The 15,000-nt window shown below is 65.1% G+C and carries 8 protein-coding genes; 2 read left to right on the top strand and 6 right to left on the bottom strand.

The window, feature by feature from the left end; genetic code table 11:
• Positions 1-131 precede the first annotated feature (131 nt).
• On the bottom strand, positions 132-1,340 hold the full coding sequence (locus AB4074_RS00290; RefSeq protein ID WP_441411835.1) for a YlbL family protein: 1,209 nt from the start codon (positions 1,338-1,340) through the stop codon (positions 132-134).
• A gap of 226 nt (positions 1,341-1,566) precedes the next feature.
• On the opposite strand from AB4074_RS00290, the gene AB4074_RS00285 reads away from it, so the two are divergent.
• Positions 1,567-3,012 carry a zinc-dependent metalloprotease gene (locus AB4074_RS00285; RefSeq protein ID WP_441411616.1) on the top strand — a complete coding sequence of 482 codons (1,446 nt, stop codon included), beginning with the start codon at positions 1,567-1,569 and terminating at the stop codon, positions 3,010-3,012.
• A gap of 15 nt (positions 3,013-3,027) precedes the next feature.
• On the opposite strand, the gene AB4074_RS00280 is transcribed toward AB4074_RS00285, so the two are convergent.
• Genes AB4074_RS00280 through nudC form a run of 3 tightly spaced genes read right to left on the bottom strand, consistent with a single transcriptional unit; the run spans position 3,028 to position 6,772 of the window.
• The gene (locus tag AB4074_RS00280; RefSeq protein WP_441411615.1) at positions 3,028-3,648 is read right to left on the bottom strand and encodes a M48 metallopeptidase family protein; all 621 of its coding nucleotides are present in this window, start codon (positions 3,646-3,648) and stop codon (positions 3,028-3,030) included.
• Between the two features lie 8 nt (positions 3,649-3,656).
• Positions 3,657-5,789 (bottom strand): ATP-dependent DNA helicase UvrD2, encoded by a 2,133-nt coding sequence (locus AB4074_RS00275; RefSeq protein WP_441411614.1) that lies wholly within the window; start codon positions 5,787-5,789, stop codon positions 3,657-3,659.
• The gene (gene nudC / locus AB4074_RS00270; protein ID WP_441411613.1) at positions 5,786-6,772 is read right to left on the bottom strand and encodes an NAD(+) diphosphatase; all 987 of its coding nucleotides are present in this window, start codon (positions 6,770-6,772) and stop codon (positions 5,786-5,788) included. The genes AB4074_RS00275 and nudC overlap by 4 nt, the downstream gene beginning before the upstream one ends.
• Positions 6,773-6,915: 143 nt before the next feature.
• Between nudC and AB4074_RS00265 the strand changes: the two genes are divergently transcribed.
• Positions 6,916-8,133: a macrolide 2'-phosphotransferase gene (locus tag AB4074_RS00265; RefSeq protein ID WP_441411612.1), complete on the top strand. Its 1,218-nt coding sequence runs from the start codon at positions 6,916-6,918 to the stop codon at positions 8,131-8,133.
• On the opposite strand, the gene AB4074_RS00260 is transcribed toward AB4074_RS00265, so the two are convergent.
• Both AB4074_RS00260 and AB4074_RS00255 read right to left on the bottom strand, forming a co-directional pair.
• Positions 8,130-11,711, bottom strand: a complete 3,582-nt coding sequence (locus AB4074_RS00260) for an ATP-dependent helicase (RefSeq protein ID WP_441411611.1) — start codon at positions 11,709-11,711, stop codon at positions 8,130-8,132. The two genes, AB4074_RS00265 and AB4074_RS00260, sit on opposite strands and share 4 nt — an antisense overlap.
• Complete coding sequence (locus tag AB4074_RS00255; RefSeq protein WP_441411834.1) at positions 11,708-14,974, bottom strand: ATP-dependent helicase; 3,267 nt, start codon at positions 14,972-14,974, stop codon at positions 11,708-11,710. Before AB4074_RS00255 ends, AB4074_RS00260 begins: the two co-directional genes overlap by 4 nt.
• Positions 14,975-15,000: the final 26 nt, after the last annotated feature.

The raw sequence follows: 15,000 nt of genomic DNA, 5'->3' as shown, positions 1-15,000 counted from the left end.
TCGATACCTCATCGCTGGTCGTCAGTTAACGGTCATCAGTGCGTGTGTTCGTCGGCCCCGGTGCCGGGTGCTAATGGCGGAGGCCGTCATTAGTGCCACGAGTGGCGGTGGAGCTAAGTTCCATCATCAGTCTAGTTGTTGGAGCATGTCGGGAGGCGGGACACATTCTGGCCCGAGGCGAGTCGCTCGACGGCTGATTTTGCGTCCGCCAGAGTGTCCACTTTGACTACCTGCAGCCCGTCCGGAACGTGCCCAACGACCTCGTCGCAATTGGCGGCAGGCGCGAGGAAAAGCGTGGCGCCGCCGTTGCGGGCTCCGCGCATTTTCTGGGCGATTCCACCAATGGGTCCCACGGTGCCGTCCGGCGAAATGGTGCCGGTGCCGGCCACATGCTTGCCCCCCGTGAGGTCGCCGGGGGTGATGCTGTCGATGATGCCCAGCGCGAACATCATGCCGGCGCTCGGTCCGCCCACCTGGTCCAGGGAGATCTTGACGTCGAACGGGAAGGTGAACTTGTACTGAAGCAGTACGCCCAGGATGTACTTGCCGTTCGAGCCCTTGCCCGGAGTGATGCTCACCGTCACAGGCTTGCCGTTCCGATCGACGACGACGGCGGCGGGCGCGCCCGCGCCCTCGGCCAGTGCGGTTTGGACGACGTTCAGGGACGTGACCGCCTTCCCGTTGATCGACGTGAAGACATCCCCTGTTTGGAGTTTGCCTGCCGAGGCCGAGCCATCGGACAACCCTGCGACTGCAAGCTTCTGCCCGTACGGAATGTTCTCTTCCTTGAGGGCCGAGGCAACTGCGTTCTCTTGGGAGGTAGTCATGGCAAGCGCGCTTTCCTGTTCGGATTGCTGCTTGGTGACGCCCTTGGGATAGAGAAGTTCTTCGGGGTATACGGCCTTGGAACCATCCAGCCAGGCTTGGAAGGCCTCGAAAATGTTGACGGGTCCGTTGGGGCCGCCGTTGATGTAGACGGTGGTCAGGTCCAGATTTCCTTTGGCAGGATACGTCGCGTGCCCGGAGATGCTAATGACCGGCTTGTCGTGGTCCGTGCCCAAGGTGTTGAACGTCGGTCCGGGAGATTCCACGACGTAAGGAACAGGGAGGACAGCCGCGGCGATTCCCAACACAATGGTCAGGGCGCCGGAGACGAGCATCGCGACGTACCGGCCGTCACGGCGCCGTGGCGGTTGGGGCGCGTCGGGCGATTCCTGCCCTGGCTCCTGCGATGGTGCGGTGTCCCGCTCCGGGAAATGCCCGTCCGACGTCGGGACGTCCGGGGAGTTGGAGGGGCCGAGAGGCTGTCCGGGTTCCCCGGCCGCTCCGGGGCTCGGCAAACTAGTCAATGGAAGACCTCTCCGCGCCGGGAACCGTGTGCCCAGCACTACCGTTTCGACCCCCTCATGGTGGAGGCCAGTAAACATACCAACGATCCACCCTACTTTGCTGTGCCCGCCTGGGGTGCTTTGCCTAGAGCGAACGACGCGTTCCTGAGGCAGACAGCCCCGGGGCATCGCGGTACCTTGAAAGTGATCACCAGTCACACCGACGATCGGCGGCACCATGACCTCCAACCCCAATACCCCTCCCAACGGAGACGATTCACCCGTGGATCCCTTGGCAGAAATGCTGAAGAACCTGATGGGCGGGCAAGGCATGGGCAATATCGACCCCGCCGAACTGGCAAAGGCCGCAGGGCTGCCGAACGACCCCAACATGCTGCAGCAAATGTTCGCCCAGGTGCAGGCCATGATGAGCTCCACTTCAGAGGGTCCCGTCAATTGGCAGCTCGCCCACGAGAATGCACGCCGTGTTGCCGCTGCCGGCACGGATCCGTCCGTGAATGCGGTGCAGGCCCGCGAAGTCGACGAGGCGCTCCGGCTCGCGGAACTCTGGTTGGATCCGGTCACCGATCTTCAGGCAACGGGCCTCATCGGCCGCGCGTGGTCCCGCGCTGAATGGGTGGAAGCTACCCTCGCTACGTGGAAACGGCTCACGGAGCCGGTGGCCAACAGCATCGCCAACGCCCTGTCGGACGCACTGACCCAGCAAATGCCGGAAGAAATGAAGGCCATGATGGGTGGCACCTCGTCCATGTTGCAGAACATGGGCGGAGCCATCTTCGGCATACAGCTGGGCCAGGCGATCGGCGCCTTGTCAGCCGAGGTGGTCAGCTCTACCGACATCGGCGTTCCACTGGCTGATCTCGAGATGGCATTGCTACCCGCCAATGTGGCGAAATTCGGCGAAGGCCTAAGCGTCCCTGAGAATGACGTCCGGTTGTTCCTCGCCGTCCGCGAAGCCGCGCATGCCCGCCTCTTCGTGCAGGTTCCATGGCTGCGAGGCCATCTCCTCGGAGCGATCGAAGCTTATGCCCGAGGCATCCACATCGACCTGTCCCGCGTCGAGGACCTCGCCCGGGACCTGGATCCCGGCAACCCCGAGGGCATTCAAGAAGCCCTCTCCCAAGGGGTGTTCACACCCGAGCGCACTCCCGAACAGTCGGCTGCACTGGAGAAACTCGAAACGGCCCTGGCGCTGGTTGAGGGCTGGGTGGACGAACTCACGGCTGCTGCCACCGGGAATGTGCTGCCATCCGCCGTCGCACTCCGCGAGACAGTGCGGAGGCGCCGCGCCACGGGAGGACCCGCTGAACACGCGTTCTCCTCCCTGGTGGGACTCGAGCTGCGCCCGCGGCGCCTGCGTGAAGCCGCCACGCTGTGGGCTGCCCTGAAGGACGAGCGGGGAATCGCCGGGCGCGATGCCATCTGGCAGCACCCCGATTTGCTCCCCACGGCGCATGACCTCGACGACCCGGCGGGCTTCACTGAACGGCGCCGCCTGGCCGAAGCCAGCGACACCGAAGTGGACGATGCGCTGCAGAAGCTCCTTGAAGGTGGCTACGACGCTCCGAAGGATGAGGAGAACACAGAGGGGAGCCCGGAGGCTCCGAAGCCTGAAGACGGAGACTCCCCTGAAAACACGGAGCCGGGCGAGCCGAAAGCTTAGCCGCTCCTTGAACGCCTAGTCGGCGTCGGCGTCCCAGCTTCCGGCTGGAGCGCCGGCGCCTTCTTCATCCGGTCCAAGCCCACGGGACGTCGCAAAGGCGACGCCCTCCAGGAAGGCCTTCGCCCGCTGTGTTTCGGGGTACGCCTCCAGCAAGCGCCAAAACGCGGCGTTGTGCCCGGCCACCAGCAAATGCGCGAGTTCGTGGAGCAACACGTAATCGATCACCCATTGCGGCATCGACTGGAGCTTGTCGGAAAGCCGGATGGTCCCGTCCGCCGGAGTTGCCGAGCCCCACCGTGACTTCTGGTTGCTGACCCAGCGGACCGACGTCGGGATGGCTCGCCCGCCCAGATACTTTGAAGACAATTCCGCGGCATGACCGGCAAGGGCTGCATCGCTCGCGGGTTTCCGCCTGCCGGCGCCCTGGGCGCCTCTCTGCCCTTGGCGCTTGAGCTTGTCCAGCATCCGCCGGACCCATTCGCCTTCTTGCGCCTTCGTGAAGTGGGCAGGGATCGCAACAACGGCGTTCCCGTCCTCCCAGAAAGCCGCCACGGTACGACGCCGGCGGGCAGAGCGGCGAACGACGACGGGTATGCCGTCATCGGTGGTCAGCGGCAGATCGGGCTGGCCTGCCACCCGGGGCACTAGGCAGACCCGTTCTCAACCAGAACTGCCAGCACGGCTTCGCCGTACTTTTCCAGTTTGGAAGGTCCGACGCCGGCGAGTTTCGCCAGTTCCTCAAGCGAAGTGGGCCGGGCCTCGGCGATGGCCGTCAACGTCGCGTCCGTGAAGACCACATAGGCGGGAACCTCGTTGCTCAAGGCCTCTTCCTTGCGCCATTGCCGCAAAGCCTCAAAGGTCTGGTCCTCGTACGTGGGCGGGCACTGGCTGCAGCGACCCACTTTGCGTTCAGCGCCAGTGGCGAGCATCGTGCCGCAGACCCTGCACGACGCCGGTGCTGCCGCCTTACGCCGTGGCGTCGGGCGGCTGCGCGCGTTGGCCCCGAGCACCGAATCGGGGCGGAGCCCGTCGAGGAAACGCGAAGGCTTGCGGTTGGCACGGCCACCAGGCGTGCGTGCCGTGGACCAGGACAGGTTCAGGTGCTCGCGTGCCCGCGTGATCCCGACGTAAAGCAGACGGCGTTCCTCGTCCACGCTCTCGGGAGTGTCGGCGAAGGAAATGGGCATAAGTCCCTCGCTCAAGCCCACCAGGAACACAGCGTCCCATTCCAGGCCCTTCGCGGCGTGCAACGATGCGAGAGTCACGCCCTGGACCGTCGGGGCGTGCTGGGCCACCGAACGTTCCTGGAGCTCGTTGACGAATTCCATCAACGTGAATTCCGGCCCGCGGCTAATGGCCAGTTCGTCCGCGAGGGCCACGAGCGCGGCCAGCGACTCCCAGCGTTCGCGAAGGGCACCGCCGCTATGCGGGGCGGCATCCGTGTAACCGAGCGAAGCCACGATGTCCCGGACCAGTTGGCCCAGCGGCTCCTTGGCGGAATCCTCGGCCACCGCACGCGTGGCGGCGCGCAACTGCAGGATAGCATCCCGGACTTCCTTGCGCGCGAAGAACCGCTCACCACCCCGCAGCTGGTAGCCGATGCCCGCCGAAGCAAGGGCTTGTTCGTACGCTTCCGATTGGCCGTTGGTGCGGAACAGCACGGCAATCTCGCTCGCCTTGGTGCCGGCGTCGATCAATTCCCGGATCCGGCCTGCGACCACCGCCGCCTCGGCCTCGTCGTCGGGGCATTCCATGAACCGCGGCTCCGGACCGGCCGGGCGCTGGGCCACCAACTGCAGGGGTTTGGCCCAGGCGGCGTCGGCAACCGTTCCTCCACTGCGGCGGGATCCGAGGAGATCGTTGGCGAGCTTCACCACTTGAGGCGTGGAACGGTAGTCACGAACCAGTTTGACGACCGTCGCCGAAGGGTAGTGGCCCTTGAATCCCAGGAGATGCTTGGGAGAGGCTCCCGTGAACGAGTAGATGGTCTGGCTGGAGTCGCCCACCACGCAGAGTTCGTCGCGGCCGCCAAGCCACAGCTCAAGAAGCCGCTGTTGCAACGGCGAAACGTCCTGGTACTCGTCCACCACAAAGTGCCGGTACTGCTCGCGGACCGTCGCTGCGACTTTCGGGTCTTCCTGAAGGATGCCTACGGTGATCAACAAGACGTCCTCGAAATCGATCACGTTGCGGTCCGTCTTCACGTCTTCGTAAGACTGGAAAACCCGTGCGACGGCGGTGAGGTCAAAACCTCCCGGAGTGCCGCGGTCCTGGGCGTTCTCAAGGTAGTTTGCCGGCGTCAGCATGGAAACCTTGGCCCACTCGATCTCCGCCGCAAGGTCACGGATGGAAGCTCGATCGGTACTCAGCCGGAGCCGCCGTGCGGCTTCGGCGATCATGTTCGCCTTGTGGTCGAGCAAGTTCGGCAGGACGCCGCCGACCGCCTGCGGCCAGAAGAACTGCAGTTGCCTGAGCGCAGCGGCGTGAAAGGTGCGTGCTTGGACGTTTCCGACGCCGAGATCCCGCAGCCGGCTGCGCATCTCGGCGGCGGCCCGGGAGGTGAAGGTGACAGCCAGGAGGCGCTGAGGGCTGTAAACGCCGGAGTGGACACCATAGGCGATGCGGTGCGTAATGGCCCGGGTTTTTCCCGTACCCGCTCCCGCGAGGACGCACATGGGACCAGTGAGGTTGCTGGCGACTTCCCGTTGCTCGGCGTCAAGTCCGCCGAGAATCCGGTCCTCGAGTGAAGCGGTGTCGCTGAAAATACCCTCTGTCACTGCTGGAGATCCTCGATGACGCCGCCGTACCAGTGCTCGATCAGGGAACGGGCAATCGAAAGCCTTGTGGAGATCGTGATCTCGCCGCTGAGCACGGCTGCCTGGAGTTCCGCACGGCTGAACCAGCGTGCCCGGGTGACCTCTACGCCGTCGGGCCGGGCCTCGACGTCGTCCGTCGTTGCGGTGAACCCGAGCATAAGCGAGGCCGGAAACGGCCACGACTGCGAGCCAAGGTACTGGCAAGCGGTGACCCGCACACCCACTTCTTCCCCGATTTCGCGAACCACGGCCTGTTCGAGCGATTCCCCGGGCTCAACGAAGCCGGCGAGCGTGGAGTAGTTCTTGGCGTCAAGCGGCCCTCCCCCGCCCAGGAGCAGCCTGCCGTCGGAACCGACCACAGTGACGATGATGGCCGGATCGGTCCTCGGATAGTGTTCCGATTTGTCCCGCGGGCACCTGCGAACCCAGCCGCCGGCTTCGATTTCCGTGGGAGTTCCACACTGCGGGCAGTGGGTATGGGTGGCATGCCAATTGGAAATGGCGCTGGCCTCAACAAACAAGGCTGTGTCCATGGCACCAAGGCGCGCGGCGACCTCCCGGAATCCCGCCCAGGAGCCGTCGGCCGGAAGGCCCGCGGCCCGAGGCGAAACCGGCTCGGTGGGCACAAAGAGGACGATTGATGTTTGCTCCGGGACAGAGGAAGCAGCGAGCGTCCGGCCGAGATAAATGGCAGTGAGCGGTCCGCCGGCGGCTTTAAGGTTTTCGAAGAGCGGCGCGGCGTCGCCCAGCCACAGCTTGTCACCCACCACGAGGGCCTGACGCTGGGACACCACCATCGCCTTGGCGGATCCTGAGGAGATCACTTCGTCAAGCATGCCTGGCTTCAGGCGCTCGGCAGATCCGCGGTCAACCATGGCAGGGCGCACTGGAAGAACGGTATCGATAAGGTGGTTTGCCGGCGCCTGGAACTCGGTGAAACTCATGTACCTACCGTACTGACTCGCACCGACAATTGACATTTGGATCTTTCAGCGATCCACGCCCCTGGATGCTGTTTTCCAGCGGATCTCAAGACTCGCCGCACTGCATCGCTGCCAGAAGCGCTTGTCAATCTACCGTGGAAGGCGTGAGAAGAACACCGTTCGAACTGGCCGCTGTAGCTACTGCGGCGGTGCCCGGCCTGACGCCGATGGCTGCCGCCACCGCCCCGGATGATGCTGCCGATTTCGATTCGGCGCTTCTGCTGGACTCGGAGGGCAAACGGTGGCGTGTCCGTTCGCCGCGCCATCCGGAAGCCAGCACCCGGCTGGAAACCGAATTCATGATTCTGCGGGCTTTCGCTCCGGCGATCCGGGCCGAGCTGCCTTTTCTGATGCCCACTGTGGCCGGAACCGTTCGCCAAGGTGCGCTGAGCACATTTGTGTACGCCCACTTGGCTGGTGCCACGCGCAGCATCGAAGAGTTGTCGACCTGCAGTGATGCCTTGGCCAAGGAGATCGGTGTGGCACTGGCCGCCGTCCACGATCTCCCCCAATCGCTCGTCAATAACGCCGATCTTCCCAGCTACACGGCCAACGAATTCCGCCAGCGCAAGTTGAACGAGCTGGACCAGGCCGCCACCACGGGCAAGATTCCGCCCGCGCTGTTGCGTCGCTGGGAGCACGCACTCGAGGACGTGGCGCTGTGGCGCTTCAACCCGTGCGTGGTCCACGGCGATCTCCATGAAGACAATCTGCTGGTCGACGGCGACAGCGTGACGGCGGTGACGGGGTGGACCGATCTGCGCATCGGCGATCCCGCCGATGATTTCGCCTGGCTCGTGGCCTCAAACGAACAGCGCTTCGTGGAGTCCGTATTGCGGCACTACACGGAAGCCCGGCGGGACACGCCCGATGGCCATCTGCTCCGACGCTCGGCACTTCTCGCCGAATTCGCCCTGGCCCAGTATCTCGTCAAGGCCTTGGCAGCCGGTCACAGCGAGATGACGGCAGAGGCCGAGGCGATGCTCAAATCCCTCGCCGACGACATCGAGGAGCAGAACGCGTTGGCAGCCGAGGAGGCAGATGCCGCGGCGGAACTTGCAGCTGCGGAACTTGCCGCCGCGGAACTTGCCGCCGCGGAAGGGCCGGCAGCACCGGCAGTCGTTATGGCTTCGGAAGAGAAGGCCCCCGAGGGCGACTCCGCAAAGCCGACGGTGAGTGTTACAGCTATCCCGGAGCCTTCGGGAGATTCAGCAGACGGGATCAACCCGACGCCGGAGGCGCCGTCCGAAGCTGACGACACCTCGACGACGGCCCTCCAGATAGTGGAGCCCGCGCCGCTCCAAGACGCCAAGGACCACTAGTCCTTCCCGGCTTGGCTGCCGTGGTTTCGGCTGCCTAGCGGCTTCGGCTGCCTATCGGTTCGGCTACCCAGCGCGGAAGCGATGATCTTCTCCAGTTCTTCGGCCGTGCCCAGGTCATGGGGCCTCACGACAGCGTCATCGGCAACGTAGTAGAACGCTGCACTGACGTGATCCAACGGAACACCCTTGAGGCGCGCCCATGCCAGCCGGTAGACGGCCAGTTGCACCGCACGCGTCTTGAGTTGACTCCCGGCCGGGCGTTTGCCCGTTTTCCAGTCCACCAGTTCCCATATGCCATCGGCGCTTTGGAAGACTGCGTCAATCCGTCCGCGAACCACGACGTCCCCGATCCTTGTTTCCACGGGAACTTCAACGAAGGCCGGGGACCGGTGTGCCCATTCTGAATTGCTGAACGTCGCCACCATGTCGTCAAGTCCATAGGCTTCGTCAATGTGGGAGTCAGAGCCGGGGGCTTCGTCGATATCCAGCATGCCGGTGGTTCCGTAGTATTCCTCCACCCAGGAATGGAAAGCGGTGCCTTTGCGTGCCGAGATCCCGGGTTGCCGGGGCACCGGGCGCCGGAGCTGGGCCAGGACCGCGCTGGGGTCGTCTCCCAGGTCAACGAACATCGATGCCGAGATGTGTCCGGGCAAATGGACGTCCTGGACGGGCTTCCGCCGCAACTGCCGTTCCAACAACAACTCCGCTTCGGCGGCCCAGCCCGCTGCGGCACCGCGTAGGGAGGTCCCCGAGGCATCGACGACCAGCGGCGAATCCGTCCGCAGTCCCTCGATGGCCTCCCTGACCCGGGTTGCTGCCGCCTCCATGGCGGCCCGCCGCCCCGGTACCAAGCGGAGCCGTTCCCCTGTGCGAGGGTCGCTTGGACCTTCGAGCGGATCATAGGGGAAGATCGCCACCTCGGCGCCGACTGTCAAGGGACTCTCAGTGGGCAGCGCGTCTTCGCTGAGGGACTGCGGGTGAATGGCAGCCGATGCTCCGCCCTCGCTGTCTCCTGCCTCACCGGCAAGGCCGGCCAGCTCTGCAAGGAAAGGTGACGTCTCGGCAATGCCTGCCCGGGAACCATTCCACGCGGCGCTCGATGCCCACAGGACGAACTTTGCGCGGGTATAGGCAACGTAGGCGAGTCGCCGCTCTTCGGCTTCGCCGTGGTGCTGGACTTTCGATTTGAAGTCCTTTTCGGCGTCCAGCCAGCCCTTTTGGTCCGGCTGGTCCAGATCCCATTGAGGGAGATCCGCCCGGTCGCCACGAAGGGGCCATGGCAAGGCAGCGGTACCGCTGCTCCACCGGGAGTCCCGGTTGCTCGGAAAGGCTCCGGCGTTGAGACCGGGGACGAAAACAACGTCCCATTCCAATCCTTTGGAGGCGTGGACTGTCAGCAATTGCACGGCTTCGTGGTTCACCTCGGCGTCGGCCATGTCCAGTCCGCCTTCTTCCGATGCGGCCGCTTCAAGCCAGCCCAGGAAAGCCAGAAGGTCCACGCGCTGCGAAGTCTGCAGGAAACCCGCCGCGGCATCGTGGAATGCGTCCAGGTTCCGGCGGGCCTGGTGGATACTCGTGCCGGGCTTCGCAGCGACCTCAATGTCCAGCAGCATGGCACGTTCCACCTCGCCGATCAGCGTGGTCAGATCGTCTCCGATGAATCCCCGCAGGTTCCGAAGTTCCGCAGACAGCCGGCCAAGACGGTCCAAAGCCTCCGCGCTGAGCGAGCGTCCGTGGCCGGAAGTCCACCCCGGGCGTGGCAGGAAGTCCAGCGCTTCCACAAGGCTGGCCGCATCAGTAATGTCGCTCTCCACGACCGTCTCCATCGGGCTTTCGTCCGCGATTGACGCATCGTTTGGGGCGCCGCGGTCCCCCGCACCGCCGTGGGATCGCCGCCTTGCGAGGAACTGGGACCAGTCGCGGAATGCCATCAGATCAGCAGTTCCGATCCTCCACCGGGCGCCTGCCAGCAAACGCATCAGGGCATCGGAACGGCCGGGATCGGCGAGGACCCGGAGCGCGGCAACGAGGTCCACTACTTCAGGGGTGTCGAGGAGCCCGCCGAGGCCGACTATTTCGTAGGGGATCCCCTGGACCTCGAATTCCCGCCGCAAGCACTCCATCTGCGCCCGGCGGCGGCATAGCACCGCCATGGTGGGAGAAACCGGCGTACCGTCGGCCGCGGTTTCAAAGACTGTGCGCCGGTAGCGCCGGACGTCCCGCCCAATCGCTGCGGCTTCGTCTTCGTCGGTGGCAAATCGTCCGAGAACGACGTTGCCGTCCACGGCTGCCGGGCTCGGCTGCAGCGGAGGCACTGCGACGGAACCGTCGTCGGCCCTGGAGCCCGGGGCTCCGTCATTCGCGGCGGCCTTGTTCAGAGGGGCGGAAATGACATTGGCGGCGGCCAGGATGTTGCGCCCGTTCCGCCACGCGGTGGTCAGGTACGAGGTGGGTGCAGTTGTAAGGGATGCCGTTACAAAACCGTCTTCCACCCGGACGGGAAATTCCTGGACAAAGTGGAACAGTTGGCCGGCGGAAGCACCCCTGAACCCATAGATGGACTGGTTCGGGTCCCCCACCGCCGTCACAGCGTGCCCTCCCCCGAACAGGCGGGAGAACAGGACCAGTTGCGCGTGCGAGGTGTCCTGGAATTCATCCAACAGCACCACCTTGTAGCGGGCCCGTTCGGTGGCAGCGGCCAAGGGTATGTCCTGGGCGATCTTCGCGGCGAGCGCAACGAGGTCGCCGAAGTCGAGGACGCCGCGATTCCTCTTGGCCTCTTGGTATCGCCCCACCATGTCCGCGACGCTGGCCCTGGTACGCAACATGGCGCCGAGATCACCGGCAGCTTGGCTCGGGTTCTTTTTCGCCGCGGACACATAGGGCAATTGCGCGAATTCGGACACCCGGTCCATCAACCAGCACTGGACCTCGGCTGGTTCTCGCAAGTGTTCGGCGCACTCGCCGGCCAACTGCATCACGGCATTGACCAACGTGGACTTGGCAGCGGTGAAGTGCTCGTAGTCGCCGTCGTACGCTTCGACCACTTCACTCGCGAGCTGCCAGGCCTGGGCGCCGCCGAGCAGCACCACATCGCGCTCGATGCCCAGGCGCAGGCCGTAGTCGGATACGATCCCGCTGGCGTAGGAATGGTACGTAGACACTTTGGGTTCAAGCTCATCGGAGCCTGCAACGCCCTCCGGGAAGCCGTACTGCCCGTTGTCCGAGGACGCGATGCGCTGCAGGGTGGCCAATTTCGCGCGGATACGGCTGGCCAGCTCCCCTGCGGCTTTACGGGTGAAGGTGACGCCAAGGACCTCTTCGGGGCGAACGAATCCGTTCGCGACGAGCCATACCACACGGTCCGCCATGGTTGCGGTCTTTCCCGATCCGGCGCCGGCGATGACCAGCCGGGGGGTCAACGGTGACGCAATAATCGCGGATTGTTCGTCCGTGGGACGGTTCCGTTCGCCGAGGATATCGGCCAATTCGCCGGGCGAAAATCGAGGTTCCGGCAGGACCGCGGCATCTTCGGCGGCGTCTCCGGCCTCAATTCCCGCGAGTGTCTGGACGGTCATTCCGTGACCTGCTTTCCCCTGGCGCACAACGGGCAAATATCGGGCAGTCGGCAGCTGTGGCCTCCATGGCTCCCTTTCGAGGGATCGTGACGTGCTTCGAAGCTTGCTCCGGCCATGAGCACGGCGGCCTCGCTGACAAGGTCCTGTGCCCAGTTATCTCCCGGGTCCAGGGGCTCCTGCACTTGGACCGCAGGCGTTTTTGTCTTGGTCCCCAGCTGTGCCAGCACGGCACCGCCGGGAACAAGCCCCGGAACAGGCAGATCCTGGAACGCCCCGTGCAGTACCGCCGCCTGATACGCACCGAGCTGGGGGTGCCTGGCGAGTTCGGCTTTGCCCGGCTGGCGTTTGCCCGTCTTGAGGTCGACAATCACTAGCCTGCCCTCTGCATCTATTTCCAAACGATCCACTTGTCCCCGAAGGACGGCGTTCCGGACAACATCGGAATCCTCGGCAACGTGGCCCAGACGCACCTCCGGAAGAGGAACCTCGAAGTCCACTTCCACCCCGGCCAGGCTTCGGCCTTCGCTCCGCATGACAAGGACGTATTGGGCGAGTTTCCGGACCATCTGCTCTGCCCGTTGGAAGTCCAGCCTGCCCTCCCAGTTGTCCTTCATGCCCAGGGTCGGCCAGCGACGCACGAGCTCGGCGACATATTCCGCGCCGGAAGCATCGGGCAACTCCTGGGCAATCGCATGAACCAAGGTGCCCAGGCTGCGGGCAAAGTCGGTAGCGGCTTCGCCCCCGGCCGCCTGGACAAACCAATCCAACGGCGATTCGTGCACAGTTTCCACCTTCGAAGGAGAAACGAACACCGTGCCTTCCGCCGGGACCACCGGCGCCTCGCTGCTAAGCGGTGCCAGACCCCACCAGGAATCCGGATGCGCGCCCGGCACTGCGGGCTCTGCGGTGGCAAGGTGTGCCAGCACGCGCGCAGCTTCAGCCGCATCCTCGGCGACGCCCGGGCGGGCAAGCGCGGCGTCGTCCGGCTGAACGCGCTGCCTCAGCTCTGCCACCAAGGCACGCAGCGTCATGGGCCGGCCAACCGGTGTGTACTCACGTTGGTACTGTCCCGGTTCCAACGGGGCCACGTAGTCGAGAAAGGCAGACTGCTGCTCGTCTTCGGAAGAAACCGCGGTGCAGATGAGGACTTCCCGGGCCCGCGAAACTGCTGTGGAGAAGCTGCGCAGTTCGTCGTAGCGGATATCGCGCAGCCTGCTGAGGGGCCCGCGTTGCAGGGCATGTTCGACTCCATGCTCCACGGCATCGGCGAACAAAGTACTCCCGAGGAGTTCACCACGGAGCCTCGTATTGGGCCAGACGCCCTCCTGTAGACCCGCCACGATGACCACGGCCCACTCCCGCCCGGCCGCGCTGGCCGGCGTCATGAGCTCCACCGCTTCCTCCAACTGTGCCCTGGCGGCAAGGGTGTCCATGGGGAGTTCCTGGCTGAGCAGATACTCGAGGAACTGTTCGGGACCGGAGCCTGGGAGCTGGTCGACATAGCGCTCGGCAGTGTGGAACAGTGCCATCATGGCGTCAAGGTCCCGGTCCGCCCGGGCGCCGGCCGCGCCGCCGTCGAGCGCCATTTCCGTCCAGCGCGAAGCCAGGCCGGTGGCTTGCCACAACGCCCACAACACCGTCTCCGCGTTAGCTCCGGGTTCGGCGGCCGCCGAACGTCCCGCCGCGATCATGCGGGCCAAACGGCGGGCCGAATTACCCTCGATGCCCAAAGAACCCAGTGCCCCAGGCTCCAGCAACGCTTCAACCAGCAACGCATCGCTGGACCGTCCACCACCGCCCAACAGTTCCTCACGGCGCAGGGATTGCCGCAGGCGGCGCAACTCGATGGCGGTAGCCCCGCCGATCCTCGACGTGAGAAGCGAGACGGCAGACTCAGGCGTCAGCTTGGCAGCATCCAGCACCACGCCGTACACCTCAAGCAGGGGACGGACAGCCACTTCGTCGCGGACAGCCGAGTCCGCGACGGGGACGCGGACCGGGATTCCCTGACCGCTCAGATAGCGCTGGAGCTGCGCCAATTGCCCACCGTTGCGCACAATCACTGCGATGTCGCCGAACTCGTGGTTTTCGCGCAGCTGTGCTTCAAGGATGCGTTGTGCCACGTAGCGCAATTCGTGGACTGTGGAGGGAAGGACATGTGCTTCCACCCGACCCATGGCCTGGCTACCTCCGGAACGAGTCTCCTCTGCCGATGCAGGAAGTGGGTCCAGACGCCGGGCCAACTGGCCTCCCGCACGCTGCGAGATGCGGGCAGCCACGCCCGTCCACGCTTTTGCGACGTCGGGGAGGTGCCGGTGAGTGTGCCATAGCGGAAGCTCACGCACGGTACCCGCAAGGCCTCCGAGAAGCCGCGGCAGTTCTGCGACAAGGTCCGGTCGTGCGCCGCGGAACCCCTGGACGACGGTGTCCGGGGAGGACGCCACCAAAACGTCCTTTCCTTCCGCGATGTCCGCGAGCAGTTCAAACACGGCGGGGTTTGCCTCTTGGACGTCGTCCACCAGGATCAACTGCAGCCGCTCGCGCTCTGCCGCCAGGAATCCGGGCGAGTCCTGGAAGATTTGGCGCGCGGCGGTAATGATTCCTGCCGGGTCAAAGGCCTCCGGCATGCGCAGGTCCAGGACATCCCGGTACTCCGAATAGAGGTCTGCGGCAGCGATCCAGTCCGGTCTGCCGCATTCATACGCAAGTGACGTGAGATCGTCCGCAGTGCGGCCGGATTCGATGATCCGGTCGAAGAGTTGCCGGATCTCCTGCCGGAAACCCCGAGTTGGCAACGCGGCGGACAAGTCCTGCGGCCAGGGAAGTTCGAAGCCCGGCCGGGCGTGCCCCTCCAGCAGTTCCTTGATGATGAGGTCCTGTTCCGGCCCCGAGAGCAATTTGGGCGGCCGCTGCAGCGGCAGCACGCCCTCGGCCTTGGCTCGCCGGATCAGATCGAAAGCGTATGACGCCCAGGTGCGCGCCGGCGTCGTACTCAAGCTGCGGTCCAGCCGCCCTGTAAAGGTGTCCCGCAACGCCGACGCCGCATGCCGGCCGGGTGCGAGAATCAGGATCCGTTCCGGATCCACGCCGTCACGCTGAACCCGGCGGACGGCGGTTTCCACCAGCACAGTGGATTTTCCGGTGCCCGGCGCCCCCGGTATCAGGACCGGCCCGGATCCGTGCGTGAGCCCGACGACGGCGGCCTGGTCGGCTGGCAACTCCGGCGCTGCGTAGCGGACCTCGCGCGGGGGAAGCAGGCGCAACCGGGCGGGCGCTTGCCGCGACTGTG

It is taken from the genome of Arthrobacter sp. 2MCAF14 (assembly GCF_052115645.1).
Classification (GTDB): domain Bacteria; phylum Actinomycetota; class Actinomycetes; order Actinomycetales; family Micrococcaceae; genus Arthrobacter.
The sequence above is the reverse complement of the archived record's forward strand: the minus strand, read 5'-3'. Positions and strand labels throughout refer to the sequence as shown.